The sequence below is a fragment of the Pseudomonas sp. GOM7 genome, from assembly GCF_026723825.1.
Lineage (GTDB): Bacteria > Pseudomonadota > Gammaproteobacteria > Pseudomonadales > Pseudomonadaceae > Aquipseudomonas.
In genome coordinates, this window is record NZ_CP113519.1 from 2207041 (window position 1) to 2233127 (window position 26087).

Sequence of the window (26087 nt, forward strand, 5' to 3'; positions counted from 1 at the left end):
GTTTCTGCCGTTTGCCTTTCAGGCGGCCTGCGCCAGATACAGCAGGGCATAGCCCAGCCCGCACAAGCCCCAGCCCAGCCAGGGCGAGAACAGAGCGCGCCACAGCCAGTGGCGCGGGGTGAAGCCGACGCCGTGGATGAAGGCGCAGGATACGCCCCACATCACCAGCATCAGCAACGAATGGCTGTAGCGCCCCTGGCTATCGAGCATGGCGCCGGGGTGGATCATCAGCAGCAGTGCCAGCGGCGTGGCCAGCAGCCAGGAGAGCGCGCGCAATGGCGAACGCTCGCTCAGGGCGGTGTCACTCATGCTCGCTCTCGGTGTCGAGGTTCTGCGTGGTTTCCAGCCACAGCGCGTTGATGATGCCGAAGCTGCAGGCCAGCAGCACGCCAAGAATCCAGGTGAAGTACCACATCGCGTTTCTCCTCAATACAGGCCGTGGGGGTTGGCTTCGATGCTGCTGTCGTTCAACTTGCCCCACATGCGGATATAGCTCCACAGGGTGTAGAGCAGGATCAGCGGCACGAAGAGGCAGGCGACGACGAACATGATGCCCAGGGTCTTGTGGCTCGATACCGCGTCCCACACCGTCAGACTGGAGGCAGCATCGAGGCTGGACGGGAAGACGAAGGGGAACAGGGCGAAGCCGGCGGTGCAGATGGCGCCGACTATCATCAGGCTGCTGCCGAGGAAGGCCAGGCCGGCGCGGCGTCCGCTACTGGCAAGAATCGCCAGCAGTGCGCCGAGTACGCCGAGCACCGGTGCCGTCATGGTCACTGGGTAGTGGCTGTAGTTGCCGAGCCAGCCGGCGTTGTCGGCCAGTACCTGCTTGTTCAGCGGGTTGAGCGCAGCCCCTGCATCCACGGCGCCGATCAGGCTCATGCCTTTAATACCCAGTGTCAGCCAACTGCCGGCCAGCAGGAAACCGATCAGGAACACCAGGGCACTGAGGTAGGTGGCCTGGCGTGAACGCGCGGCCAGATCCCCTTCGGTGCGTAGCATCAGCCAGGCGCCGCCATGGGCGCAGAGCATGCTCAGGCTGACCACGCCGCAGAGCAGGGCGAAGGGGTTGAGCAGGGCGAAGAAGGAGCCGTGGTAGGTCGAACGCATCATGTCGTCGAGCTGGAACGGCAAGCCGAGGAACAGGTTGCCGAAGGCCACGCCGAACACCAGTGCCGGTACCGCGCCGCCGACGAACAGCGCCCAGTCCCAGGCGCTACGCCAGCGTGGGTCGCTGACCTTGCTGCGGTAGTCGAAGCCCACCGGGCGGCAGAACAGGGCGAACAGCACCAGCAGCATGGCCCAGTACAGGCCGGAGAAGGCCACCGCGTAGACCATCGGCCAGGCGGCGAACAGCGCGCCACCAGCGGTGATGAACCACACCTGGTTGCCGTCCCAGTGCGGGGCGATGGTGTTGATGGCGACGCGGCGCTCGTTGTCGGTCTTGCCGACGAAGGGCATCAGCGCCATGGCGCCCATGTCGAAGCCATCGGTGAGGGCGAAGCCGATCAGCAGCACGCCGATCAGCACCCACCAGACGAGTTTCAGGGTTTCGTAGTCGAACATGGCGAAGTCCTCAGGCGTGGGCCGGCTGCTGTTGCTCGAAGTGGTAGCGTCCGCTGTGCAGGCTCGACGGGCCGAGGCGGGCGAACTTGATCATCAGGTACATCTCCACCACCAGCAGCAGGCTGTAGAAGGCGATCAGTGCGGTCAGCGAGCCCCAGATATCGCCAGCCGACAGGCTGGAGGTGGACAGGTGTGTCGGCAGCACCTCACCGATGGACCAGGGCTGGCGGCCATGTTCGGCCACGTACCAGCCGGTCTGCGCGGCGATCCAGGGCAGCGGCAGGCTCCACAAGGCCCACTTGAGCAGCCAGGGTTTGCTTTCCTCGTTCTTCTTCGCCGAAGCCCAGAAGGCGCAGACGAACAGGGCCAGCATGAGGAAGCCACTGGCGACCATGATGCGGAAGGTCCAGAACAGGCTGAACACGTCGGGAATGGTATCCAGCGCGGCCTGCTTGATCTGCTCCTCGCTGGCATCGACCACGTTCGCCGTGTACTTCTTCAGCAGCAGGCCATAGCCCAGGTCGTTTTTCACGGCGTTGAAGGCGGCGAGGGTCTCGGCCGACTTGTCGCCGCCGCGCAGTTGCTCCAGCAACGCATAGGCTTGCATGCCATTGCGGATACGCGCCTCGTGCTCGATGAGCAGATCCTTGATGCCCTTGACCTCTTCATCCAGCGAGCGGGTGGCGATCAGGCCCAGCGCGTAGGGAATCTTCACCGCGTAGTCGGTGCGCTGCTGCTCCTGGTTGGGCAGGCCGAACAGGGTGAAGCCAGCCGGTGCCGGGTGGGTGTCCCACTCGGCCTCGATGGCCGCCAGTTTGGTCTTCTGCACGTCGCCGATCTCGTAGCCGGACTCGTCCCCCAGGACGATCACCGAGAGGATCGAGGCCAGGCCGAAGGCCGAGGCGATGGCGAAGGAACGGCGGGCGAAGCCCAGGTCGCGCTTCTTCAGCAAGTAGTAGCTGGAGATGGCCAGGATGAAGATCGAGCCGGTGACGTAGCCCGCCGCCACGGTATGTACGAACTTGACCTGGGCCACCGGGTTGAACAGCAGGGCGCCGAAATCGGTCAGCTCCATGCGCATGGTCTCGAAGTTGAACTCGGCGCCTACCGGGTTCTGCATCCAGCCGTTGGCGATGAGGATCCACAGCGCCGAGAGGTTCGAGCCGATCGCCACCAACCAGGTCACGCTCAGGTGTTGCAGCTTGCTCAGGCGATCCCAGCCGAAGAAGAACAGGCCGATGAAGGTGGACTCGAGGAAGAAGGCCATCAGCCCCTCGATGGCCAGCGGCGCGCCGAAGATGTCACCCACGTAATGGCTGTAGTAGGCCCAGTTGGTGCCGAACTGGAACTCCATGGTCAGCCCGGTGGTGACGCCGAGGGCGAAGTTGATGCCGAACAGCTTGCCCCAGAACTTGACCATGTCCTTATAGACCTGTTTGCCGGTCATCACGTAGACCGACTCCATGATCGCCAGGAGGAAGGACAGGCCCAGGGTCAAGGGGACGAAGATGAAGTGATACATCGCTGTCATGGCGAACTGCAGGCGTGACAGGTCGACGACTGATTCCGAGATCATCTCGGTTTCTCCTCGGTGGGTAGTGAAGATGGACTGGCGGGTTGGCCGAACAGGTGAAGCTCGACGCGCTGCTGACCATCTTTCGGCACGGTTGGCTCGGTGAACCAGATGGCCTTGATACCCAGCAGCAGGGTCAGCTTGATCAGCAGGATCACGGTGATCTCGCGGATCAGCGGGATTCGCCAGGGAGAGGTAGGTGCGCGCTCGGACATCTCGACGCTCCAGGTTTGCCGGCGCTGACTCGGGGGCACCGGCAGAGTGGGTGTGTCCTAATGTTACTGGGTACTCATGGGGGTATGTAGGTGCAGAAATTGATGCAGGTCAGAACAATGGCAATTAGCCGGAAGATTCCTGCATCCAGGCGCCATGGGACTCAGTCGAAGGTTGGCAGCGTGGGGGTGAGCAACTCCCGACCGGCTGCTTGCCAGGCCTCGATGCCACCGGCCAGGGAAAGCACGTTGCGGTAACCCATTTCCCGTAGCGCGTCGGCAGCCAGGGCCGAGCGGCCACTGTTCTTGCAATAGAGCACGAGCTTGAGATCACGATTCGACAGTTGTGGATCGTTGCTCAGCTTGAACTCCAGCAGCCCGCGGAGAATGTTGACGGCCCCGGGAATGTGCGCGGCGCTGTATTCGTCCGCTTCACGCACGTCGATCAGCAGGTCGGCGTTGCGGATGGCCGCTGCGGCCTGTTGCAGATCGACTTCAGCGATACGGGCCTTGGCGGCGAGCACCAAATCATGAGCGCTTTTCATGGGGATTTCCTTGCAGGGGCTGTGGTTGAGAGCAGGGCGCTGGAGCGAGCTGCCTGAGTGCCTCGAACTGGCTGATGAACACCTGGCCGCCGAAGGTCTGCAGGAAGTCGGAGCGGCGCAACTGATCCATCACCGGGCCCTTGACCTCGGACAGATGCAGTTGCACACCGGCTGCATGCAGGCGCTCGGCTATGGTTTGCAGCGAATCCAGGGCGCTGGCATCGATCAGGTTGACCCCCGAGCACATCAGCACCAGGTGGCGCACCTGCGGCCGGTTGGCAACCAGCTCGCCGATGCGCTCTTCCAGGTAACGGGCATTGGGGAAGTACAGGCTTTCGTCGACGCGCAGCGACAGCACGCTGGGTGACTCGATCACGGCGAAGCGCTCGACGTTGCGAAAGTGCTCGCTGCCTGGCACCTGGCCGACCACGGCGATATGCGGCTGGCTGGTGCGCCAGAGAAACAGCAGCAGCGACAGGCCGACGCCGAGCAGGATGCCGGCCTCGACGCCGATCAGCAGCACGCCGAGCAGCGTGGCGATCTGCGCGGCGCCGTCCTGGGGTGAATAGCGCCAGGTATGCCGGAGTGACTTGAGGTCGACCAGGCTGAGCACGGCGACGATGATGGTGGCGGCCAGCACGGCTTGTGGCAGGTCGTGCAGCAGCGGGGTCAGCAGCAATACGCTGAGGCCGATGCCCAGGGCGGTGAATACCCCGGCCATGGGCGTCTGCGCGCCGGCATCATAGTTGACCACCGAGCGGGCGAAGCCACCGGTGACCGGAAAGCCACCGCTGAACGCCGCGCTGATGTTCGCCGCGCCGAGGCCGAGCAGTTCGTTGTCCGGCCCGATGCGTTGGCGACGCTTGGCGGCCAGGGTCTGGCCGACCGATACCGATTCGACGAACCCCACCAGGCTGATCAGCAGCGCCGCCGGCAGCAGTTGCATGGCCAGGTCGAAATCCAGCATGGGCAGGGTCAGTCCAGGCAGGCCCTGGGGCACCACACCGACTACCTTGACCCCGGCTTGCTCCAGTTGCAGCAGGGCGACAGCGGCAATGGCCACGATGATCGCCAGCACCGGCCCGGCCTTGGCCAGGTTGCCCGCCAGTTGTGGCGACAGGCCAAAGCCTTGCAGCAAGGGCTTGAGCCGGGCTCTGGCCCACCACAGCCAGGCAAGGCTGAGGGCGCCGATAAGCAGGGTCGGCCCGTGTGTCTGTGGCAACGCCTGGAAGAGCTGTGGCAGCAGGTGCGGCAGGTTCTCCCCGGACGCCGAGACGCCGAGCAGGTGCTTGAGCTGGCCAACGGCGATGAGAATGCCCGAGGCGCTGATGAAACCGGACACCACCGGGTGGCTGAGAAAGTTGGCGAGAAAGCCCAGGCGCAGCATGGCCATGGCCGTCAGCAGCAGGCCGCTGAGCAGGGCCAGGAGCATGGCGGCGCCGACGTATTGCGCACTGCCCGCGGGGAACAGCGGGGCGAGGGCGGCGGCGGTCATCAGCGACACCACCGCCACCGGGCCCACCGCCAGGGTGCGACTGGAACCGAACAGGGCATAGGCCAGCAGCGGCAGGATGCTGGCATACAGGCCGGTCACCGGCGGCAGGCCGGCCAGCATGGCGTAGGCCAGGCTCTGAGGAATCAGCATCAGGGTGACGATCAGCGCGGCGAGGCCATCCTGTGCCGCGCTGCTGCGATCATAGCGTCGCCCCCAGTCCAGGCAGGGCAGCCAGTGACTCAATTTCATTTCTGCTCCTTGCCGAAATCGCAGGCTGCAGGGGCTTCGACCGCCAGTGGCTGGTGGGGCAGGCGCTTGGGCTCGGCCAGCCATTCACGGCCACGCAGCATCAGGTCGAAGTAGATGCTCGGCATCATCCGCACCTTGAGATCCCAGGCCAGGCGCCGTGGCACCGCCGGATCCAGCGGAAAGGTGGGCAGCAGCTTGCCGCCATAGCCGAACTCGGCCAGCACCACCTTGCCTCGTTCGACGGTCAGGGGGCAGGAGCCATAACCATCGTAGATCGCTTGCGGGCCCTTGCCGGCCAACACGGCGAGGACATTCTCGGCCACTACCGGGGCCTGCTTGCGCACCGCTGCGGCAGTCTTGGCGTTAGGGGCGGCGCACACGTCGCCGAGGCTGAAGACGTTGCCGAAGCGCGGGTGGCGCAGGGTTTCGTGATCGGCCTCGACCCAGCCGTCGGCGCCGCCCAGGGGGCTCTGACGGATGAACTCCGGCGGTCGTTGTGGGGGCACGGCGTGAAGCATGTCGAAGGCTTCTTCGATGGTCTTGCTTGCGCCGCTGGCATCGGTCTGCTTGAACCAGGCGCGCTGCGCCGGGCCATCGACGGCGATCAGGTTGGTGTTGAAGTTGAGCTGTGCGCCATAGCGTTCGACATACTGCATCAGCGGCGGCACGAAGGTGGGCACGCCGAACAGCACGGCACCGGCCGAACAGAACTCGACATCGATCTGCGGCAGCACGCCTTGCTTCAGCCACCAGTCGCAGGACAGGTAGAGGGCTTTCTGCGGTGCGCCGGCGCATTTGATCGGCATGGGCGGCTGGGTGAACAGCGCGCGGCCCTTGCGCAGGTTCTGCACCAGTTGCCAGGTGTAGGGCGCCAGCTCGAACTGATAATTGGACGTTACGCCATGTTTGCCGAGGCTTTCCTTGAGGCCTTCGACGCCGTCCCAGTGCAGGCTCAGACCGGGGCATACGATCAGGGCGCGGTAGTTGATCCGGTTGCCATCTTCCAGCACCACGCGCTGCTGCTCCGGCTCGAAGCCGGCCACGGCCGCGCGAATCCAGTGTGCGCCGTGGGGGATGCAGCGCGCCATCGGCCGTTCGGTGCGGGCACGGTCGAAGACGCCGGCGCCCACCAGTGTCCAGCCCGGCTGGTAATAGTGCTGATCGCGAGGTTCGATCACCGCGATGCGCAGTTCGGCGTTGCGCTTGAGTAGGCTGGCGGTTACCGCGCAACCAGCCGCGCCACCGCCGACCACCACCACATCGTAGCGCTGGGTTGGTGTGCTGCTGGTGGCCGGCTGAACGGTTGGCGCCTGCTGCCAGCGCTGCTCCAGGCGCGGCAGCAGGCCAACGAGGTCGTAACCCTGCTCGTGGGCAGTGCTGAGCAATACCACGGGGTCAAGGTGATGTGCCTCGCTCAGCGCCCAGAGACTGGTGGAGCGTGTGCCGGTACGGCAGAACGCCAGCAGCGGGCCCCTTGCCTGGTCGAGCAGGTTGCTGAAGGCATCCACGTCTGCGTCGCTGATCTGCCCGGAAACCACCGGCAGGTAGTAGTACTCCAGGCCGCTGGCCTGGGCGGCGGCGGCCATCTCTTCCGAGCTGGGCTGGCCTTCCCCCTCGCCGTCGGGGCGATTGTTGATCACGCTGCGAAAACCGGCGGCGGCCAGTGTGCCCATGTCTGCCGGTTGTAACTGCGCGGCCACTGCGATGAATGGCGTCAGGCGCTTGAGCGAGTCCATGGCGATGACCTCAGAGCACGTCGAGGGGAATCTTCAGGTAGCGGGTGCCGTTGTCTTCGGCCGGTGGCAGTTGCCCTGCGCGCATGTTGACCTGCACCGAGGGCAGGATCAGGGTCGGCATGCCCAGGGTGGCGTCGCGTTCATGGCGCATGGCGACGAAGCTCGCTTCATCGATGCCCTGGTGCACGTGCACGTTGTGCGCGCGCTCCTCTGCCACCGTGGTCTGGTAGCGGAAGTCGTCGCGGCCTGGTGCCTTGTAGTCATGGCACATGAACAGGCGGGTTTCGTCGGGCAGGGCGAAGAGCTTCTGGATCGACTGGAACAGGACATGAGCATCGCCGCCCGGGAAGTCGCAGCGCGCGGTGCCGTAGTCGGGCATGAACAGGGTGTCGCCAACGAAACCGGCGTCGCCGATCAGGTAGGTCATACAGGCTGGGGTATGGCCGGGGGTGTGAATGGCGCTGGCGTGCAGCTCGCCAATGCGGAAGGTATCGCCATCGTGGAACAGATGATCGAACTGGCTGCCGTCGGTGGCGAATTCGCTGCCGGCGTTGAACAGTTTGCCGAAGGTGTTCTGAACCACGGTGATGTGCTCACCGATACCCAGCTTGCCGCCCAGTTCGCGCTTGAGGTAAGGCGCGGCGGACAGGTGATCGGCATGTACGTGAGTTTCCAGCAGCCACTCGACGTGCAGGCCGCGTTGCTTGACGAAGGCGACGATGCGCTCGGCGCTGGTGTGCGAGGTGCGCCCGGAGGCCGGGTCGTAATCCAGCACCGAGTCGACGATGGCGCAGTGCTGCGTGGCAGGATCGATGACGACGTAGCTGTAGGTGTAAGTGGCAGGATCGAAGAATTCGACGACATCGGGGCGCATGATCAATCTCCTCTCATATACCCGTGGGAGTATTCAATTAAGATTTAGCTTAACTGTATTTTTTGTTCTATGCATAGATTTATATGGAATATACGGCGAGCACGTTGCACGCACTCGCCATATGCGTGGCGTGCGGAGCTGGTGGCTGTCTGATCATCGCGTCGAGGCTTCATTGGCGGCTGCGTCATGTGCGTGAGAGGCGGCTAGTGCGGCTCCTCCCAGCCGCTGAGCATCGCGCGGATATGTGCCAGCGGCGTGTGCCCAGTGGTGGTCAGGTAGATATGCACGATCAGGAAGATCAGCATCATGAAGGCCGCTAAAGTATGCGTCAGGGCTACCTGTTCCAGGCCCAGCCAGTCAGGCAGGTAGGGTTTTACGCTGCCCCAGAACAGGTAAAGCAGACCGCTGGCCCAGATCAGTGGGTTGATCAACAGCAGTACGCCCAGGTAGGCGATGCGCTGCAAGGGGTTGTGCTTGCGTTCGCGGGTCACCTTGTAAGGGTGCGGTGCCCCGGTGAAGATGCCGTGCGCATAATAGAGCGCCACCCTTTGGATATTGGCCAGGGTCGGGATGTACTGCCGCCACTGGCCGGTGGTGAAGTGCCAGAAGATGGCGAATACCCACAGGGTGATCAGCAGCCAGGCGGCGATTTCATGCACCTCTACCGCGCTACGAAAGTCGAGCAGGGCATGGCTGCCGTGGATGGCGAAGCCGCTGAACAGCAAGGTGATGATCAGCAGGGCCTGCGACCAGTGCCAGAAGCGCTCGAAGCGGGTGAACAGATAGAGACGCTCGCTCATCTCAGGATCTCCTTCTGCGCTGGTAGGCGGCGATGCGCAGCGCACCGTGGAGCGACACGCCAAGCAAGGCGAGGCCTGCAAGGCTGAAGCCGAGGGTATCGAGCAGCACATGGCGATCCTTGCCTGGCAGCCAGATGCCCGGCACGGCGGCCAGGCGTGCCTGGCGGGAGTGGCACTGCACGCAATCGAGTGCCTGCTCCTTGGGCGCGACCATATGGGTGATGGGCCACAGCATGCGGGTATCGACGAAGCCGAAATGACCGCTGTAGGGCGAGCCTGTGGCATCGGCGCCGGCCTGCAGCGCCTTGGCCCAGTCGAAGTTGTACCAGAAGGCCGTATCGTCGGGCACGGCAATATGGGGTACCAACAGGGTATTGAGTACCTGATCGTAGGGCTGGCGACTGTGGAAGGTCTTCACTGGCCAGATGCGCGAATCCGCTGCGCCGGGCGTGCCATGGAAGACGTTGATCGGCACGCGCTCGCTCGGGTCGATTCGGCTATCCGGCTGCACATAGGTGACCGTGCCATCGAACCAGACATAGTCGGGCACCAGGTTCTCGCCGAGGACGAAGTCGCCCTTGCGGCTGTCGTAGATCAGGTGGCCATTGGCGTCCCAGGTCTGGAATGGTTTGCCGGCGCCATCCAGCTTGCCGGCAGTGGACCAGTCCCAGGCCATCTTGGTCGGCACACCGCCACGGGCGAAGGTTGGAATGTGGCAGCTCTGGCAGGCCAGAGTGCGGCTGTGGTCGTTGAGCCGCCCGGCATGCAGTAGGGTGCCTTGATGCGGGCGCTCGCCGTGGCAGGCCTGGCAGGTGGACGGGTTGCGGGTGCTGCGTTCGCCACGCAGGAGCGCTGCGTGCGGATCGGTGGCGGTCACGCTGATGCGGCTGCCGGCGATCTGGTGCTGATCGGACACATGGCAGGTGGAGCAACTGAAGTCGGGGCCGGCCCGGCTCATGTGCACGTCCAGGCTGCGTGGCGGGTCGTTCAGTGAGGAGTCGAGATCACCGTGCTTGACGCCGTCGCCGCCACCGCCGTAGTAGTGGCAGGCACCGCAGCTCTGGCGTGAGGTGGCGCCGATGTTGCGTGCCACGATGGCCAGATCCACCGGATCGACGAATGTTCCCGAGCCTGGGGACGTCTCGCTGCGAACCAGGGGCGGATGGCCGGCCAGGCCCGCGAGCTTCAGGTAATTGCCGGTGTTGTGGCAGGCCAGGCAGTCGACCTTGCTCTGGTCGCTGAAGTCGAAACTTGCATCCTGCCAGCCGTAGCCGACGTGGCAGGACTGGCAGAACGCCTCGTTGGAGCGATCACCGATGCAGAAGCCGTTGATCATGGTCTTCTTGCCCAGGCGCTGGCCGGTGTCCGGGTTGATGTAGTCCCAGGTCCAGTGACGGCTGGCCATCACCTGCTTGGCCGCCTCGGTGTGGCAGCCGAGGCAGGCACGGGTGACGTCCTCACCGCTGGCGAATGGCCCCTGCAGCTCCTTGAAGCGGCCATGGTCGGCGGTGGCGGCCAGCGCCGGGCCGGGCAGCAGCAGAAGCAGGCAGATGAACCCAGCGCTTGCCCGCCGTGAACCGTTCATAAGCACCTCCCGCTCTCGGTTGTCAATGTGCCCTTGGCCTGTGTCGCCGGATCAGCTGTCGATACCGGCAATGTGCACCTCGCGGCGCAGTAACAGGCTCCAGGTCAGGCGCAGCAACCCTGCCAGGGTCAGCGCCTGGATGCTCGCCAGGATCAGGATGCCGAGCCAGTAAGGTGCGCCGAATGGCTCGATCAGCCCGCCTTTGACCCAGACCAGATGCCACCAGAACATGCCCATCACGAAGAGCGCCACACCGGGGCAGATCAGGCCGAAGCTGATCGGGTTGCGTTCGTCGCCGCTGAGGTGGCTGCGCAGATAGCCATTGAGCTGCATGACCCGGTAGCCGACCAGCATCACGCCGAGTTGCAACATGAATATCCCGGTCAGCACGACGAAGATCGTGCCGCTACTCGCACCGCCGGAAAAATGATGACTGAGGCCGTGCTGCAGGCGCAGCCATTCAATGCCGAGCAAGGTCAGGATTGGTACCAGCATCCAGATGCTGGGCGTCGCTTTGGGCTGCAGGCCGTGCGTCATCATTGCGCCGATGCCGGTTACCAGGACGACGCCGCCGATCACCAGCGACAGCACCAGAAACAGGATCGACAACGTCGCCGCCAGCACCGATAGCAGTTTCACCTGGGACATGCCTGCCGGGGCGGCAAAGCCCACCGAGAGCATGGCGAAGGTAAACACGGCCAGCAGTGCGGACAGATGGTTGTGCTCTTCGCTGCGATGACCGCCGCTCACCAGCATATGGTTCAGGTAGCGGCCATAGATTCGCAACGCACTCCAGGCGATGGCGGCGAAGGCAAGCAGAGCCAGAGGAAACAGGTATTCGACCTGCGGCCACAGGCCAGGCACGAACAGCGCACCGAGGGCGAAGCAGACGTTCACCGTCATCGCCAGGGTCAGCGGCACCGCCATCAATTGCACTTCGGCTGGTGACTGGCGCAAGGCTGCCAGCCCCTCCTGGCTGGCTGCAGCGCGATACTCGCGGATATTCCAGGCCAGCAACAGCACATGCAGCAGCGCCATGGCGAGCACGCCAGCGCTGGCGATCAGCAGTATCGCTCTCATCGATGCAGGGTTGGCGCCAGCGCTCTGCCAGGCGGCCTGCAGGTGTTCCCAGGTCGGCATGGGGCTGCCCGCGTGGGGCACCATCCACATCAGGTACATGAAGAACGAGATCGACAACCCTCCGGCGCCAAGGGCGGACAACCAGTAGCTGGGGTGGTAGGGAACATCGCCGCTTCGCTGGAACATGTCGCACCTCCTTCATCCCGGGTTCATTCGGGTAGGCAAAGTTCGCCTCTGAACGCTGCCAGCGCCGTTTTCCCGCTCAGCAGGGCAACCACGCCGGTCAGCAGGATCAGCAGTGTCCACCCGAGCCCTTCGTAGAAGACCAGGCCGCTGCGCTGCGCCATCTCGAAAGTGGCCAGGGTCAGCGCGGCCAGCGGAAAGGAGTAGGCCCAGGCGGAGATGAAGAAGGGCACGCGGAAGAAGCGCACGGCGTTGCTCGCCAGCAGCAGGCCGAGGAACAGCGCGGTGAAGTAGAGGATGCGGGCGAAGGCATCCAGGCTGTCGGTCAGCGCCAGATAGGCGAGGAACCCCACCGAGGGCGGTGCCAGAAGAATGAACAGCGTTGGGGTCAGGCGGATGGGCAGGGGTTCGTGGAAGAACAGCCGGTACAGCACGATGGTCAGCAGCACCAGCCAGAACACCAGGCCGATGCTGAAGAAGAACCAGCTAATGTCGAGCGGCGCGAAGCCTGCGCCGGCCACCGGAACCAGGATGTTGCCCACCACCGGGATGAACCAGGCCGGATTGGCGTGGTTGATCTGGAAGTGGGCATGGTGGATCCAGCCGCTCATGGCCAGCAGGGTGAATACGAGGTGCAGTGCGGCGCCCACGCTCCATAACCAGGTCGCCAGGGTGGGCGCGGCATGTGCCCAGGCGATGGCGAGCAGGAGCAGGCCGATGGAGATGGCCGGGAAGAAATTCTGCTTGAGCGGATGGGCGCGCTCGGCCATTACCGCTGCGCGATGACGCAACAGCTTGGTGAGGTAGATCAGCAGCAGGAAGGCGAACAAGGCCGTGCCCAGCCCGCGCAGGCCGCCGCCGATCTGCTCCGGCACCAGCCCCGTCTGGGCGGCCTTGAGCCAGGCGATGGCCAGGCCGGCCATGCCCATCACACTGGCGAACAGTGCCACCGGAAAGTGGGCGAGCCGATGGGGCGCGGCGCTCTGATGATCGATACTGGTATCCACGCGAATCTCTGCTTCCAGGCGCCATTGGTGATGGTTCCCCCACGCCGGGCCTGGGCAGGCGTGAGGGCACCAAGTCGCTTCAGAGCGTTCTGGTGGAAAAGTACCAATCGGTGGTGTCGTAGCCTTCCGACGCACGCTTTTCGGCATCCTCGGCGGTCTTCGGCGGCGGTACGATCACTGGCTGACCCAGGCACCAGTTTTCTGGTGTGGCCACACCGTGGGCGTCGGAGGTCTGCAGGGCTTCGAGCAGGCGGACGAACTCGTCGATGCTGCGGCCGTTGCTCATCGGGTAATAGACCATGGCGCGCAGGATGCCATTGGGGTCGATGAAGAAGGTCGCGCGTACCGCCTGGGTATCGGCGGCACCTGGGTGCACCATGCCGTAGGCACTGGCCACCTTCATGGAGATGTCTTCGATGATGGGGAAGGGGATCTCGACGCCGAACTTCTCCTTGATGTTGCGCATCCAGGCCAGGTGGGAGAACAGGCTGTCGATGGAGAGGCCGAGCAGTTCGCAGTTCATCGAGGCGAACCTGGGGGCGGCCTGGGCGAAGCCGATGAATTCGGTGGTGCAAACCGGAGTGAAATCGGCGGGGTGAGAGAACAGGATCAGCCACCTGCCACGGTAGTCTTCGAGCGAGCGCTCGCCCGAGGTGGTGCGCGCCGTGAAGGCCGGGGCCGGTTCGTTCAGGCGCGGGAAGTTGATCTGCGGCGCGTTTTCCATCGTTTCTTACCTCTGCATCGTGTCCAGAACATCGAATGGAACCTCTGTAAGCACGCAAGCAGCGGGTTGCCGACGTTATGAAAACCGGGAGGGTGAGTTGCCCTGGCGAGCTTCGGCGTCGATCGAAATGAGGTCGGCACTGTTCAGGTCGGAGGAACCGAGAGCGGCGCGCACTACTACTCATCACTTTTTATACCCCTGGGGGTATTTTGTTGGGTATGAGCTTAACTGTATTCAGGGCGTCGCTGGTAGATCGATATGGAATAGCCGTACTGAGCGTCTTGTGCCAATGCCATAAGCGAAGGACGGGCTCGGATCATGGCAGAAATCTGCATGCTTTCAGCGCTGCGTCTTTGTCGAGGCGTGTGTTCCACGGTGGGTTGGCTATCAGGTGTACTTGGTGAAGATTTCGCGCACGCGTTGCAGGGAGTCTTCGGGGTTCTGCTCAGGGTCGAGCATGGCCTCTTCGATCAGGCAGGTCAGCATCAGGCGGTAGGACTTGTCCAGTGCGCTGCGTGCCGCCGAGAACTGCTGGGCGATGGCGGCGCAATCCTCGCCACGTTTGATCATCGCCTGGATGCCTCTGATCTGGCCCTCTACCCGGGCCAGACGTTTGAGCATCGCTTGCTGCTGTTCGAGCATGCGGGCGCGCAGATCGGTATTGTCCGTCATGGTGTTTCCTGTGCAATGGGGCGACTGAGGGTGAAAGCGCCGCGCAGTTCGCCAAGCTGATAGCCGCGGGCCTGATCCTGCGGATAGTACTGGTCAATGGTCGCTTGCACCTCTGCTTTGATCGCCGTGCCGTGGCAGGCCAGGCACGGTTCGCCCACTGCGATGGCCTGCATGTAGCGGTACTGGCCGTCGACCTCTTCGCCATGGCGTAGTTCTTTTATCGGCGTGCCGGCCTTGGCCGCGCTGGCGAAGCGTTCGAGCACGGTTCGCTCCCAGGCATCAGGTGCGTTGTCTGGATTGCGTACCTTGAGCGAGGTACGGCCCACCTGCCAGGCGTGCTGACTGTGCTCGCTGGCAATCTGCGGCGCCAGTGCCTGGCAGGCCTGCACGGCGGCTGTTGGCCCACCGTCGGCGATGGCCTGGCGCACGGTGCCCAGCAACTGTTCGGCGAATGGCGGGATCTGCGCGGCCGCTTCGTCTTGCCAAGGCGTGGCAGCCTGTGCGGCGGTGCAGGTGAGCAGGGCGGTGAGCAGGAGCGGGCGCATGATCGAACCTCATAAATACTGGTGGGAGTATTTATGCATGAAATGCATCGGCTGTCATCGCTTGTGGCTGCGACATTCTGACCCTAGGGGCTGAGCTCAGTGCTTGGCGCCGTCGGTGGGCAGGGCCAGCAGTCGCTTTTCCTGGTTCCAGTCGAAGGGTTCGTCGTTCTGTTCGGCCTCGAAACGGCGCTCGTCGAGAGCCTGGTACAGGGCAATCTCGTCGTCTGGCATGAAATGCAGGCAGTCACCGCCGAAGAACCACAGCAGGTCGCGTGGCACCAGGTGGGCGATCTGCGGGTAGCGGTGGAAGACCTGGCTGAGCAGATCCTGGCCCAGGTACTGGCTGGACACCGGGTCACGCGGCAATTCGGCGAGCAGTTCATCGTAACGCTCGAGGAACAGGGCGTGGCTGTCATCGAGCACCTGTTCGGCTTCGCCCAGGGCGACGAGGATGTCGCGCAGGTGCTTGAGCAGGGCGAGGTGATGGTCGAGATGGCTGGCCATGGCGGGAATTCCTGAAGGGCAAAACGGGCGCAGGAGTATAGAGAGCCTGGCGCCCGCCCGCTATTGGATCATTGCGCCGACAGGCGGATCGGTTTGCCTTCGTTGGGCCACAGTTGCAGTTGGCCGAGGGCGTTGAAGTCCCAGCGGCGCACCTGGCTGAGCGCATCGAGGAAGCGCCGTTCCTGTTCCATCAGGGCTGGCGCGCATAGCTTGCGTGTACTGCCTGGAGTATCGAAGCGGATGGCATCGTCCTGCAGGCTGTAGCCGGCGAACCAGTGGTTGCAGCCAGCATTGCCATGGGCACGGCCATCGGCGGCGAAGGTGATGGTCAGGTGGCTGCGGTCGATCAGGGGGCGGGCGCCGATCCACTCCACGCTGTAGCTGTGTTCGGTCTGCAGGTGCGGGGCATCGCTGGCGCAGCCGACCAGGGTGGCTGCGAGCAGGGCAAGGGGTAGAGCGGGTTGCATGTGAGTCACTTCTCCTGGCAGGTGGGGCAAAGATGGCGTTGGTCGTCCTGGCGCCAGCCCAGCTCTGCGATGCGGGCCTGGGCGGCTGGCGTCTGCGCGGCCTTGCCGAGGGCGGCATCGACGGCGAACTCGAAGTCCAGGCGCTTGCCGCAGGCGTCGCAGTCGACCTGCCAGCTATGGATGGCCAACTCCTTGAACTGCGGTCCTTTGCATACCGCCAGCCACTGGCCGGGTGGGTTGATCAGATGGCGAACCTTCTCCACGGTCAGGCGCATGTGCAGGTCGCGGCTGCCCTTGAGGGTGACCAGCAGAACGTCGTCGGCCTGGATCGAGCCACCGTTGCCGGTGACCTGGTAGCGCCCGGGTGCCAGGGCGCGGCATTCGGTGAGGGTGTGTTGCGGGTTGAGCAGGGTGTAACGGAAATCGTGTTCGGCCATGGGTCCTCCGGATCAGCCGGCATGCTATCACGCGCCGGCTGGCGTCTCACCGCGTGGCGTGCCATCTGGCATCGCCGCCGCGACTTCGCTGAGGCGGGCGATGGCAGCGTCCAGCTCGTCCAGGGCGAGCTGAGCTTCGGGGTCATCCTGTTTGAGCAGGGTTTCGCTGCGTTGGCAGGCTGCGCGCAGTTGCGGTACGCCGCAGTAACGGGTGGCACCGTGCAGGCGGTGCACTCGTTCGATCAGTGCGGTGCGTTCGCCGGCCGCGCGTGCCTGGGCGATGGCCTGACGGTCGCCTGGCAGGCCGGCGAGCAGCATGCTCAGCATGTCGGCCGCCAGGTCGGCCTTGCCGGCTGCCAGGCGCAAGCCCTCTTCGGCATCCAGCACTTTCGGTTGCTGGGTCGGCGAGGGTAGCGACTCGGGCGCCTTGCTCAGGTTCTGGTTGCGCAGTGACAGCCCAGTCCACTTGAGCACCACCTGGGATAGCTGACGTTCGCTGATGGGCTTGGTCAGGTAGTCGTCCATGCCGCTTTGCAGCAGGCTGCGTTTCTCGTTGGCCAGGGCGTGGGCGGTAAGGGCGATGATGGGGGTCGGCGGCTGACTGTGAGTGGTTTCCCACTGGCGGATCGCCTCGGTGGTCTGGCGGCCGTCCATGCCGGGCATCTGCACGTCCATGAAGACCAGGTCGAAGCTCCTGTGCTGGAGGGTTTCCAGCGCGGCATGGCCGCTGTCCACGGCGCATACCTGGGCGCCGAGGTGCTCGAGCAGGGTCTGCACCAGCAGCAGGTTGGCCGGGTTGTCGTCGACGCACAGCACATGGGGCTGGCGGCTGCTGCCGGGGCTGGAGATGCTTTCGTTGATCTGCCGTTGCGGGCAGAGCATGTCCATCAGGGTCTTGTGCAGTTGCCGGGTGCGTGGCGGCTTGGCCTGCAATTGCCTGTGGGCATCGGGCAGGGCGTCGTGGTATTGCCCCAGCTCGGTGGTGGGGCATAGCACCAGGGCCTTGCAGCCAAGCTGTTCGAGGTCGTGGATGTGCCCGGCCAGTTTGCCTGGGGCGACCTGTGCGATGGTCAGGCCCAGTACCGCCAGGCAGATCGGCTGTTCGCGCTGCTGCTGGCTGGTCACAGCGTCGAGCAGGCTGTCCAGGTTGCCGAAGCTTTCTACCTCCAGGCCGCAGTCTTCCAGTTGATGGGCCAGGGCCTGACGCGCCAGCTCGTGCTCTTCCAGCACGGCCACGCGGCGTCCTTGCAGCGGCGCGCGCGGCAGGTCGTCAGCGTCGTCACGGGCTTTGGGCAGGCTCAGGGTGACCCAGAATTCCGAGCCTTCGCCCGGGGTGCTGTCGACCCCGATTTCGCCGCCCATCTGCTCGATCAGGCGTTTGGAGATGACCAGGCCGAGGCCGGTGCCGCCGGTTTGTCGGCTCAGCGAGTTGTCGGCCTGGCTGAAAGCCTGGAACAGCGAGCGCAGGTCTTCATCGGAGAGGCCGATGCCGGTGTCCATCACGCTGATGCGCAATTGTGCGCTGTCCGGGCTTTCGTCCTCGACCATGGCGCGGATGACGATGGTGCCCTCGTGGGTGAACTTGATCGCGTTGCTCACCAGGTTGGTCAGCACCTGCTTGAGCCGCAGCGGGTCGCCGCGCAGCGCCAGCGGGGTGTCGCGGTAGATCAGGCTGACCAGCTCCAGACGCTTTTCGTGGGCGGCCGGGGCGAGGATGGTGAGGGTATCCTGCAGCAGGTCGCGCAGGTTGAAGGGGATGGATTCGAGCACCAGCTTGCCGGCCTCGATCTTGGAGAAGTCGAGTACCTCGTTGATGATGCCCAGCAGGCTGTCGGCGGATTTTTCGATGGTCGACAGGTAGTCCTGCTGGCGTGGGCTGAGTTCGCTCTTCTGCAACAGGTTGGTGAAGCCGAGGATGCCATTGAGCGGAGTGCGGATCTCATGGCTCATGTTGGCGAGGAATTCGGACTTGATCCGGCTGGCTTCCAGAGCCTCCTTGCGCGCGAAGTCCAGCTCGATGTTCTGGATCTCGATGGTTTCCAGGTTCTGCCGCACGTCTTCGGTGGCTTGCTCGATGCTGTGCTGCAGCTCTTCCTGGGCGTTCTGCAGGGATTCGGCCATGCGGTTGATGCCTGAGGCCAGCTCATCCATCTCGTGGCTGCCCAAAGGTGGCAGGCGAGTTTCCAGATGGCCGTCCTTGAGCTGGGCGACCCCGGCCTTGATGGCCAGCAGCGGCTCGTTGATGCTGCGGCTCATGCGCAGGGCGAGCAGGGCGGTGACGGCGAGGCCACCGACGATCAGCAGCAGGCTGGCGAACAGGCTGCGATAGCCGCTGAGCAGGGTGCCCTGGTGCGACAGTTCCAGCTCCACCCAGCCGAGCAATTGCACGTTGCGGCTTTCATCGGGCTCGCGGTTGAGTTCCAGGTAGCGGTCGTAGACCGGCAGCAAAAAGCGCGTGGCATCCTGGCCGGTGAGACGGCTGAGGCCGGTTTCGTTGGCCGGCGCCGGGTTGAGCATGCTCGGCCCGGCATGGGCCAGGGGTGTGCGCTGCGGTGTGAGAAAGCCGACGGCGCGTACATCCGGGTGCTCCAGAGCCTGGCGAGCGATGCGTTCGAGCTTCTGCGCATCCTGTTGCTCCAGCGCCGGGGCGGCCAGGGGCGCCAGGTGTTCCACCAGCATCTCGCCGCGCTGCTGTAGCTGAGCCTGCAGGCCGGATAGCTGCACCCAGGTGAAATAGCTGCCCAGCACCAGAGCCAGCAGGCTGGTGGGGAGCAGGGTGAGCAGCAGCACGCGGCCCTTGATGCCTAGATCCTTGAACACGGGGTTCCTCCTTCTTCACATGCGCGCAGTGTAGCGATTCAGCGCGGTGGAATCTGTAGATGAGCGCTGCTGCGTTAGCGGTTAGAATGGTTCTCATTAGTACCCGCCTGGTTTTCTCATCATGATGATCCCATCCACCACTCCGGCTCGTATTCTGGCGGTCGAGGACGACCCCCTGCTTGCCAGCCATTTGCATGCTCACCTGAGCGGTCGCGGTTTCGCGGTGACCTTGAGCCATGATGGCGACGAGGGCTTGCAAATGGCCGAACGCGAAGACTTCGACCTGATCCTGATGGACATTCTGCTGCCCGGCATCGACGGCCTCGAGGCTCTGCAGCGTTTGCGCCAGCGGCGCAGCGTGCCGGTGCTGCTGATGTCAGCGCTGGGCGACGAGCAGAACCGCATCGCCGGTTTCAGTCAGGGCGCCGACGATTACCTGCCCAAACCCTTCAGCCTGGGTGAGCTGAGCGTGCGGGTGGAGGCCATCCTGCGTCGCGTCGCCTACGAGCGGCGTGAGCAATTGCCGAGCGGCGAAGAGGGTGATCTGCAGTTCGACGAGAGCCGCAGCGACGTGCTTCATGGCGCCCGTTGGGTCGGTTTGACGCCCAGCGAATACCGAGTGCTGGAGCTGCTCTGGCGGCATCGCGACGAGGTCTTGAGCAAGGCTTTCCTCTATCAGCAGGCCCTGCGCCGCGCCTACTCGCAGCATGACCGCAGCCTGGACATGCACGTCAGCCACATCCGCCGCAAGTTGCTGGCCGCCGGCTATGCTGCGGCGCGGGTGGAGACGGTCTGGGGCAAGGGCTACATGCTGGTGCAGGTGGGCGCTTGAGACTGCCCCACCGGCATTCGCTGCTGTGGCGCCTGACGGGGGCGCTGGCATTGTTCTGCCTGCTGTTGGCCAGCCTGTATGTCGACCTCGGGCGTCTGCTGCTGGAGGCATCCTCCTATCTGACTCCATCGACTCGGCAGGTGATGCGTGGCTACGCCCAGCAGGCCGAAACGGCCTGGCGCCAGGACGGTGCCCCTGGTGTCGATGCCTTCCTGCAGCGGCTGCAAGCACAGGAGTCGGTCTGGGCGGTGGTGGTGGATGCCGACAAGGCCTCGCTGTCCTCGACGCCGCTGACGCAGGAGGAGCGTCAGCGTCTGGACTTCGTGCGCAGCCTGGACTTCTCCGTGGGGCGCCCGGGTGGAACGCCCACTTTCCATATCCCTTTCAGCGACGGCCAGGGGCGCCTGGTGCTGGAGCTACCCAGGCACCTCGATCCGCGACGCTACAGCGATTTGTGGAACCTGTTGTTGCAGCGCGTGCTGCCGGCGCTGCTGGCGGTGCTGTTCGGCCTGGTGCTGTACCGCGTGCTGATTGCCCCCCTGGCCAGTCTGCAGCGCCAGGCGGCAGCCCTGAGCGCCGGTGATCTTTCGGCGCGTCTGGGGTCGAGGATGAAGCGGCGACGCGATGAACTCGGCGAGCTGGCGCGTACCTTCGATCACATGGCCGAACGCCTGGAAGGGACTGTGGCTTTCCAGCGCCAACTGTTGCGGGATCTCTCCCACGAACTGCGCACGCCGCTGGCTCGCTTGCGCGTGGCCGGCGAGGGCGAGCAGGACGCCGAGGCCCTGCGCCAGCGCCTGGCGCGTGAAGTGCAGGAGATGGAAAAACTGGTCGGCGACGCACTGGAGCTGGTCTGGCTGGACACCGAAAGGCCCAGCCTGCCGCTGGAGGAGGTGGACGTCGTCCGGCTGTGGGACGTGTTGCGGGAAAACGCCGGCTTCGAGACCGGCTGGCCCGTCGAGCGCATGCCCTGCGACCTGCCGGCCGACTGCCGGGTGCTGGGCCATCTCAACGGCCTGGCGCAAGCCCTGGAAAACATCCTGCGTAATGCCATTCGGCATTCGCCACCAGGCGGCGTGGTGCGCCTGGCCGGCCGGCGCGAGGGCGGGCAATGGCTGCTATGGATCGAAGACCAGGGCCCAGGTGTGGCAGAAGGCGAGCTGGAAACCATCTTCCGCCCCTTCACTCGGCTCAGCGCGGCGCGCCCGGGCGGTGATGGCTTCGGTCTGGGCCTGGCCATCGCACGCAGCATGATCGCGACCCAGGGCGGCGAGCTGTGGGCGGAGAATGCCGCGCCTGGTTTGCGGCTCAGGCTGCGCCTGCAAAGTGTATAGATCGTAAATTCGATTTACTCTCAAATGACAATAAATACTATTTGCGCCTGACCCGAGAGGGCTGGCAGCACGTGGTACTCCTTTTCGCCGGATGCGCATTGGCGATGGGCCTTTGACCATCGGCGAAGCTGCCACGGCCCTCTCGCTCCATCTCGGCTATCGCCTACAAGTGTTTCCGCCGGTTGCGGCGGGCATGGCGCCAGGGCTTCGAGATGGGTCAGCCAGCGTAGCCAAGGTCCACGGGGAGTGCAGGGTGCCAATGCCTGTGCAGGACGGCCGCTGGCAACACGCCGACCATTCGATCACAGGGAGCCATCCACATGTCACTCATCCCGCGACGCCTCGCTGCAGCGCCTCGGCCTGGTTTCAACAAGAGCGCACTGGCGGTCACGCTGGCCTCACTGGCCTGTGCGGCAGGAGCCAACGAGGCATCCGAGCAACTGCAGCTTGGCACGCTGGTGGTCAGTGCCACCGGCTTCGAGCAGAGCGTCAAGGACGCCCCGGCGACCATCACCGTCATCTCCGCCGAAGAATTGCAGAAGCGCTCGTACACCGATGTCACCGACGCGCTGAAGAACGTCGCCGGGGTGCAGGTGGCAGGTGGCGGTGTGGAGCGCTCGATCCAGATCCGTGGCATGACCGCCGGCTACACCTTGCTGCTCATCGACGGGCGACCGCTGCAGGGCAACGATGCTTTCGGCCTCAATGGCACCCAGGCCGGCACGCCGATCAACTTCCTGCCGCCGATCGAGGCGATCGAGCGCATCGAAGTCATCCGCGGCCCGGCTTCGTCGCTGTACGGCTCCGATGCCATGGGCGGGGTGGTCAACATCATCACCAAGAAGATTCGCAACGAGTTCGCCGGTAGTGTCACCACCGAATACAGCATGGCCGATGGCGCCAACCAGGTGAACGAGGACGGCTACCAGACCAGCGCCTACCTCAATGCGCCGCTGATCGAGGACGTGCTGGCGTTGCAGCTCAACGGCTCCTTCCTGCATCAGGACGAAAGTCACTTCCAGGGCGGCGACGACAGCGCAGCTTCCGATCCGCGTTACAGAAGAAGCAACCTGGGCGGCAAGCTGGGCTGGAACATCGACGAGCAGAACCTGGTCACCCTCAACTACAACGAGGCGCTGCAGCGCCGCTGGGCCCATCCAGGCAAGAGCCTCGCAGCGGCCGAAGAGCCCAGCTTCAACGAATCCATCCTCAAGACTTACGCCATCACCCACGAGGGGCGTTACGACAACCTGCTGCTGGACAGTTACGTCAACTACGACAGCTCGGAGAACCCCACTCGGGTCAATGCCAATACCGGCAATGGCATCGAATTCAAGGTGCTGACCGCCAATACCCAGGCGACCTACTTCCTCGGCGACCATGCCCTGACCGGCGGCCTGACTCACAAGTACGAAGAACTCACGGACGGCGCCAGCAGCGGCCTGCGCCCGCCGGTGGTGGCGGTTGCCGACGCGGTGGTGGAGATGGAACGCTACCAGAACTCGCTCTTCTTCGAGGACAACTGGAGCCTGACCGACGACCTGGCGCTGACCCTCAGCGCCCGCTACGACGACAACGAAGCGTTCGGCAGCCAGGTCAGCCCCAAGGCCTATGCCGTCTACCACCTGAACCAGAACTTCACCCTCAAGGGGGGCGTGACCTCCGGCTACAAGGCGCCCAGTTTGCGTCAGGCTGCCACCGACTTCGGTTCCAGCTCCCGCGGCGGGGTGATCATCGGCAACCCCGAGTTGACCCCGGAAACCAGTCTCAATCGCGAGATCGGCATTGGCTACGAGAACTTCGACCTGGGCATCAACAGCACCCTGACCCTCTACCAGACCGATTTCAAGGACAAGATCAATCGCACCGGCCGCATCTGTGCGCAGAACCAGCCCTGCGTGTACAACGGCGCCACCTACCCGGCGCATCAGTACGGCTATACCGCCTACGAGAACGTGGATGAAGCGCAGCTCCAGGGCGTCGAGTTCACTCTGGATTACCAGATCCTCGACAACCTGATGTATCGCCACAGCTACACCTACACCAGCACCGAGCAGAAGTCTGGCCAGTACAAGGGCGAGCCGCTCAACGACATGGCCAAGCACATGTTCAACGCCTCGTTGGACTGGCAGGCGACGCAGCAGTTGAACCTCTGGACGCAACTCAACTACCGCGGCGAGACCTCCGGCCGCTGGCAGACCGGCACCAGCGGTGCGTCCAGCAACGGTGTGACCTACCCGTCCTACACCTTCGTCGACGTCGGCCTGGTGTACAAACCGACTCGCGACCTCAGCCTCAAGTTCGGCGTGTACAACCTCAGCAACAAGGCAGTCACCACCGAGGACGACTACGCCTACAACCTCGATGGCAGGCGCTACGTCTTTGGCCTGACGCAGAACTTCTGAGCGCCAGCCCGGGTCATGGCCACCCGGCGCCTGCCGGGTGGCCATGTCGTCGCGTCGTGGTCGCTTCAAGGCTTGCAACCGATCATGGCGTGATGAAGCGACGGGTTCGGCGTATCATGACTGCCCTTCGCGTCAGTCTGGATTCGAGCGACCCATGACCCTGCAATTCCCCACCATTGCCGACTGCATCGGCAACACCCCGCTGGTTCGTCTGCAACGCCTGGGCGGTGACACCAGTAACACCCTGTTGGTCAAGCTGGAAGGCAACAACCCGGCTGGCTCGGTCAAGGATCGCCCGGCGCTGTCGATGATCAACCGCGCTGAACTGCGTGGCGACATCCGCCCCGGCGACACCCTGATCGAAGCCACCAGCGGCAACACCGGCATCGCCCTGGCCATGGCGGCGGCGATCAAGGGCTACAAGATGATCCTGATCATGCCCGACAACTCCACCGCCGAGCGCAAGTGGGCGATGACCGCCTATGGCGCCGAGCTGATCCTGGTCAGCAAGGAAGAGGGCATGGAAGGCGCCCGCGACCTGGCCGAGCGCCTGCAGGCCGAAGGCCGCGGCAAGGTGCTCGACCAGTTCGCCAACGGCGACAACCCCGAGGCCCACTACAGCGGCACCGGCCCGGAGATCTGGCGCCAGACCGGCGGCAGCATCACCCATTTCATCAGCTCCATGGGCACCACCGGCACCATCATGGGCACCTCGCGCTACCTCAAGGAGCAGAACCCGGCCATCCAGATCGTCGGCCTGCAGCCGCAGGAGGGCGCGGCCATTCCCGGCATTCGTCGCTGGCCGCAGGAGTACCTGCCGAAGATCTACCAGGCCGAGCGTGTCGATCAGGTGGTGGACATGGGCCAGGACGAGGCCGAGCGGGTCATGCGCCGTCTGGCGCGGGAGGAGGGCATTTTCTGTGGCGTGTCGTCCGGCGGTTCGGTGGCGGCCATGCTGCGCCTGTCGCAGCAAGTGGAGAACGCGGTGATGGTGGCGATCATCTGCGACCGTGGCGACCGTTACCTGTCCACCGGCGTCTACCAAGATCCGGCGCCCTGATGGCCAGGCGCAATTCGGGCCTGCGCTTCCAACCCAGTGGTGGCAGTCGCGCGCAGGCACTGCCGGTGGGCAAGAAGCAGCCACTGCAGATCGAGCGGCAGGCCGGCGATGGCCGGGGCATTGCCTTCGAGGGCGGGCGCACCTGGTTCGTCAGCGGCGCCCTGGCAGGTGAGCGGGTCGAGGCGCGCGTGCTGTCCGCGCGCAGCCAGACGGTGGAAGCGCGTGCCGAACGTATCCTGCAGGCCAGTCCGCAGCGGCGTGCGCCGCTCTGTGCCCATGCCGGACGCTGTGGCGGCTGCACCTTGCAACATATGCCGCATGGCGACCAGCTTGCGCTCAAACAACGCACCCTGAGCGAGCAACTGAGCCGCCTGGGCGGCGTGCAGCCCGATGACTGGGCGGCGCCGTTGGTCGGCCCCGAGCTGGCCTACCGGCGCCGAGCACGCATCGCCGTGCGCTGGGATGCCCAGGCGCGTCACCTGCAGGTGGGCTTTCGCGCCGAGGCCAGCCAGGAGATCGTCGATATCCAGCACTGCCCGGTGCTGGTACAGCCCTTGCAGACCCTCCTCGAAGCGTTACCGGATTTGCTGCGACAGTTGAGCAAACCCCAGGCGCTGGGCCATGTCGAGCTGTTCAGCGGTACGCAACAGGCGCTGTTGCTGCGCCATACGGCGGCATTGAGCACGGACGACCTGGCTTTGTTGCGCGAATTCTGCGCGGCGCAGCAGGTGCAGCTCTGGTTGCAGGGCGAGGGTGCGCCACAGGCCGATGATCCGGCGCAAGCCCTGGGCTTCGCCTTGCCGCGCTGGCAACTGGAACTGGCTTATCGGCCGGGGGATTTCGTCCAGGTCAATGCCATGATCAACGAGGCGATGGTGGCGCAGGCGCTAGACTGGTTGAACGTGCAGCCCGGCGAGCGGGTGCTGGATCTGTTCTGTGGCCTGGGCAACTTCGCCTTGCCCCTGGCCCAGGCGGGTGCCGAGGTGGTGGCGGTGGAGGGTGTCGAGGCGATGGTCGAGCGCGCTGCAACCAATGCCGCGCGGCAAGGTCTGGAGCAGGTGCGATTTTTCTGTGCCGATCTGGCTCGCCCCCTGGCTGAGGCGGCCTGGGCCGATGATGGCTTCGATGCCATCCTGCTCGATCCGCCGCGTGATGGGGCACTGGAAGTGGTACGAGGTATTTCGGCCTTGGCGGCCAGGCGTCTGGTCTATGTATCCTGCAACCCGACCACCCTGGCGCGTGATGCCGCCGAGCTGGTCAGGCAGGGCTATCGCCTGCGCCGTGCCGGCATCCTCGACATGTTCCCGCAGACGGCGCATGTCGAAGCCATGGCGCTGTTCGAGAAGGGGTAGCGGCACGTCAGGTGCCACGAGACTGCGCAG

Annotated in this window: 25 protein-coding genes; 5 read left to right on the forward strand and 20 right to left on the reverse strand. The window is 64.5% G+C overall.

Going from position 1 to position 26087, the window contains the following annotated elements; all coding sequences use genetic code 11:
* Positions 1-18: 18 nt before the first annotated feature.
* The 20 genes from OU800_RS10055 to OU800_RS10150 form a co-directional block, all read right to left on the reverse strand.
* Positions 19-309 carry a cyd operon YbgE family protein gene (locus OU800_RS10055; RefSeq protein WP_268183408.1) on the reverse strand — a complete coding sequence of 97 codons (291 nt, stop codon included), beginning with the start codon at positions 307-309 and terminating at the stop codon, positions 19-21.
* The gene (gene cydX, locus OU800_RS10060; RefSeq protein WP_268183410.1) at positions 302-415 is read right to left on the reverse strand and encodes a cytochrome bd-I oxidase subunit CydX; all 114 of its coding nucleotides are present in this window, start codon (positions 413-415) and stop codon (positions 302-304) included. The genes OU800_RS10055 and cydX overlap by 8 nt, the downstream gene beginning before the upstream one ends.
* Before the next feature lie 11 nt (positions 416-426).
* Positions 427-1566: a cytochrome d ubiquinol oxidase subunit II gene (gene cydB / locus OU800_RS10065; protein ID WP_268183411.1), complete on the reverse strand. Its 1140-nt coding sequence runs from the start codon at positions 1564-1566 to the stop codon at positions 427-429.
* Positions 1567-1576: 10 nt separating this feature from the next.
* Positions 1577-3142, reverse strand: a complete 1566-nt coding sequence (locus OU800_RS10070; protein ID WP_268183412.1) for a cytochrome ubiquinol oxidase subunit I — start codon at positions 3140-3142, stop codon at positions 1577-1579.
* Positions 3139-3354 (reverse strand): cytochrome oxidase putative small subunit CydP, encoded by a 216-nt coding sequence (cydP, locus tag OU800_RS10075; protein ID WP_268183413.1) that lies wholly within the window; start codon positions 3352-3354, stop codon positions 3139-3141. The genes OU800_RS10070 and cydP overlap by 4 nt, the downstream gene beginning before the upstream one ends.
* 161 nt (positions 3355-3515) lie before the next feature.
* Complete coding sequence (locus OU800_RS10080; RefSeq protein ID WP_268183415.1) at positions 3516-3896, reverse strand: rhodanese-like domain-containing protein; 381 nt, start codon at positions 3894-3896, stop codon at positions 3516-3518.
* Entirely contained in the window at positions 3880-5640 is a 1761-nt protein-coding gene (locus tag OU800_RS10085; RefSeq protein WP_268183416.1) for a SulP family inorganic anion transporter, read from the reverse strand. The genes OU800_RS10080 and OU800_RS10085 overlap by 17 nt, the downstream gene beginning before the upstream one ends.
* Entirely contained in the window at positions 5637-7376 is a 1740-nt protein-coding gene (locus tag OU800_RS10090) for a bifunctional protein tyrosine phosphatase family protein/NAD(P)/FAD-dependent oxidoreductase (protein WP_268183418.1), read from the reverse strand. The genes OU800_RS10085 and OU800_RS10090 overlap by 4 nt, the downstream gene beginning before the upstream one ends.
* Positions 7377-7386: 10 nt before the next feature.
* A complete protein-coding gene (locus tag OU800_RS10095) occupies positions 7387-8250 on the reverse strand; it encodes an MBL fold metallo-hydrolase (protein WP_268183420.1) in 864 nt (287 codons plus the stop codon).
* Between the two features lie 203 nt (positions 8251-8453).
* Positions 8454-9050, reverse strand: coding sequence for a cytochrome b/b6 domain-containing protein (locus tag OU800_RS10100; RefSeq protein ID WP_268183422.1), 597 nt, complete (start codon positions 9048-9050; stop codon positions 8454-8456).
* A gap of 1 nt (position 9051) precedes the next feature.
* A complete protein-coding gene (locus tag OU800_RS10105) occupies positions 9052-10635 on the reverse strand; it encodes a tetrathionate reductase family octaheme c-type cytochrome (RefSeq protein ID WP_268183425.1) in 1584 nt (527 codons plus the stop codon).
* Positions 10636-10686: 51 nt separating this feature from the next.
* Entirely contained in the window at positions 10687-11901 is a 1215-nt protein-coding gene (locus OU800_RS10110) for a TsoY family (seleno)protein (protein WP_268183427.1), read from the reverse strand.
* 23 nt (positions 11902-11924) lie between these two features.
* Entirely contained in the window at positions 11925-12905 is a 981-nt protein-coding gene (locus OU800_RS10115) for an SLAC1 anion channel family protein (protein WP_268183429.1), read from the reverse strand.
* A 79-nt stretch (positions 12906-12984) separates the two neighbouring features.
* Entirely contained in the window at positions 12985-13629 is a 645-nt protein-coding gene (locus tag OU800_RS10120) for a peroxiredoxin (protein ID WP_268183430.1), read from the reverse strand.
* Positions 13630-14016: 387 nt separating this feature from the next.
* Positions 14017-14301, reverse strand: coding sequence for a metal-sensing transcriptional repressor (locus tag OU800_RS10125; RefSeq protein WP_268183432.1), 285 nt, complete (start codon positions 14299-14301; stop codon positions 14017-14019).
* Positions 14298-14846, reverse strand: a complete 549-nt coding sequence (locus OU800_RS10130; protein WP_268183434.1) for a Tll0287-like domain-containing protein — start codon at positions 14844-14846, stop codon at positions 14298-14300. The genes OU800_RS10125 and OU800_RS10130 overlap by 4 nt, the downstream gene beginning before the upstream one ends.
* Positions 14847-14942: 96 nt before the next feature.
* Positions 14943-15350 (reverse strand): PA2817 family protein, encoded by a 408-nt coding sequence (locus tag OU800_RS10135; RefSeq protein ID WP_268183436.1) that lies wholly within the window; start codon positions 15348-15350, stop codon positions 14943-14945.
* A gap of 68 nt (positions 15351-15418) precedes the next feature.
* Positions 15419-15817 carry an META domain-containing protein gene (locus tag OU800_RS10140; protein WP_268183438.1) on the reverse strand — a complete coding sequence of 133 codons (399 nt, stop codon included), beginning with the start codon at positions 15815-15817 and terminating at the stop codon, positions 15419-15421.
* 5 nt (positions 15818-15822) lie between these two features.
* A complete protein-coding gene (locus OU800_RS10145) occupies positions 15823-16254 on the reverse strand; it encodes a hypothetical protein (protein ID WP_268183439.1) in 432 nt (143 codons plus the stop codon).
* 27 nt (positions 16255-16281) lie between these two features.
* Positions 16282-19074, reverse strand: a complete 2793-nt coding sequence (locus OU800_RS10150) for a response regulator (protein ID WP_268183441.1) — start codon at positions 19072-19074, stop codon at positions 16282-16284.
* A gap of 121 nt (positions 19075-19195) precedes the next feature.
* Here OU800_RS10150 and OU800_RS10155 point away from each other — a divergent pair, with 121 nt between their 5' ends.
* From OU800_RS10155 to rlmD, 5 genes are all read left to right on the forward strand, one after another.
* Entirely contained in the window at positions 19196-19906 is a 711-nt protein-coding gene (locus tag OU800_RS10155) for a response regulator transcription factor (protein ID WP_277372077.1), read from the forward strand.
* Positions 19903-21240: a sensor histidine kinase gene (locus OU800_RS10160; RefSeq protein ID WP_268183443.1), complete on the forward strand. Its 1338-nt coding sequence runs from the start codon at positions 19903-19905 to the stop codon at positions 21238-21240. The genes OU800_RS10155 and OU800_RS10160 overlap by 4 nt, the downstream gene beginning before the upstream one ends.
* 320 nt (positions 21241-21560) lie before the next feature.
* Positions 21561-23645, forward strand: a complete 2085-nt coding sequence (locus OU800_RS10165; RefSeq protein WP_268183444.1) for a TonB-dependent receptor domain-containing protein — start codon at positions 21561-21563, stop codon at positions 23643-23645.
* A 154-nt stretch (positions 23646-23799) separates the two neighbouring features.
* Positions 23800-24705, forward strand: a complete 906-nt coding sequence (gene cysM / locus OU800_RS10170) for a cysteine synthase CysM (RefSeq protein WP_268183445.1) — start codon at positions 23800-23802, stop codon at positions 24703-24705.
* Positions 24705-26057, forward strand: a complete 1353-nt coding sequence (gene rlmD, locus OU800_RS10175) for a 23S rRNA (uracil(1939)-C(5))-methyltransferase RlmD (protein WP_268183447.1) — start codon at positions 24705-24707, stop codon at positions 26055-26057. Before cysM ends, rlmD begins: the two co-directional genes overlap by 1 nt.
* Positions 26058-26087 lie beyond the last annotated feature (30 nt).

Bases quoted from the DNA above. Each gene is read 5' to 3' on its own strand.
- OU800_RS10055 (WP_268183408.1), bottom strand. From the start codon at position 309: ATGAGTGACACCGCCCTGAGCGAGCGTTCGCCATTGCGCGCGCTCTCC.
- cydX (WP_268183410.1), bottom strand. From the start codon at position 415: ATGTGGTACTTCACCTGGATTCTTGGCGTGCTGCTGGCCTGCAGCTTC.
- cydB (WP_268183411.1), bottom strand. From the start codon at position 1,566: ATGTTCGACTACGAAACCCTGAAACTCGTCTGGTGGGTGCTGATCGGC.
- OU800_RS10070 (WP_268183412.1), bottom strand. From the start codon at position 3,142: ATGATCTCGGAATCAGTCGTCGACCTGTCACGCCTGCAGTTCGCCATG.
- cydP (WP_268183413.1), bottom strand. From the start codon at position 3,354: ATGTCCGAGCGCGCACCTACCTCTCCCTGGCGAATCCCGCTGATCCGC.
- OU800_RS10080 (WP_268183415.1), bottom strand. From the start codon at position 3,896: ATGAAAAGCGCTCATGATTTGGTGCTCGCCGCCAAGGCCCGTATCGCT.
- OU800_RS10085 (WP_268183416.1), bottom strand. From the start codon at position 5,640: ATGAAATTGAGTCACTGGCTGCCCTGCCTGGACTGGGGGCGACGCTAT.
- OU800_RS10090 (WP_268183418.1), bottom strand. From the start codon at position 7,376: ATGGACTCGCTCAAGCGCCTGACGCCATTCATCGCAGTGGCCGCGCAG.
- OU800_RS10095 (WP_268183420.1), bottom strand. From the start codon at position 8,250: ATGCGCCCCGATGTCGTCGAATTCTTCGATCCTGCCACTTACACCTAC.
- OU800_RS10100 (WP_268183422.1), bottom strand. From the start codon at position 9,050: ATGAGCGAGCGTCTCTATCTGTTCACCCGCTTCGAGCGCTTCTGGCAC.
- OU800_RS10105 (WP_268183425.1), bottom strand. From the start codon at position 10,635: ATGAACGGTTCACGGCGGGCAAGCGCTGGGTTCATCTGCCTGCTTCTG.
- OU800_RS10110 (WP_268183427.1), bottom strand. From the start codon at position 11,901: ATGTTCCAGCGAAGCGGCGATGTTCCCTACCACCCCAGCTACTGGTTG.
- OU800_RS10120 (WP_268183430.1), bottom strand. From the start codon at position 13,629: ATGGAAAACGCGCCGCAGATCAACTTCCCGCGCCTGAACGAACCGGCC.
- OU800_RS10125 (WP_268183432.1), bottom strand. From the start codon at position 14,301: ATGACGGACAATACCGATCTGCGCGCCCGCATGCTCGAACAGCAGCAA.
- OU800_RS10130 (WP_268183434.1), bottom strand. From the start codon at position 14,846: ATGCGCCCGCTCCTGCTCACCGCCCTGCTCACCTGCACCGCCGCACAG.
- OU800_RS10135 (WP_268183436.1), bottom strand. From the start codon at position 15,350: ATGGCCAGCCATCTCGACCATCACCTCGCCCTGCTCAAGCACCTGCGC.
- OU800_RS10140 (WP_268183438.1), bottom strand. From the start codon at position 15,817: ATGCAACCCGCTCTACCCCTTGCCCTGCTCGCAGCCACCCTGGTCGGC.
- OU800_RS10145 (WP_268183439.1), bottom strand. From the start codon at position 16,254: ATGGCCGAACACGATTTCCGTTACACCCTGCTCAACCCGCAACACACC.
- OU800_RS10155 (WP_277372077.1), top strand. From the start codon at position 19,196: ATGATGATCCCATCCACCACTCCGGCTCGTATTCTGGCGGTCGAGGAC.
- OU800_RS10165 (WP_268183444.1), top strand. From the start codon at position 21,561: ATGTCACTCATCCCGCGACGCCTCGCTGCAGCGCCTCGGCCTGGTTTC.
- cysM (WP_268183445.1), top strand. From the start codon at position 23,800: ATGACCCTGCAATTCCCCACCATTGCCGACTGCATCGGCAACACCCCG.
- rlmD (WP_268183447.1), top strand. From the start codon at position 24,705: ATGGCCAGGCGCAATTCGGGCCTGCGCTTCCAACCCAGTGGTGGCAGT.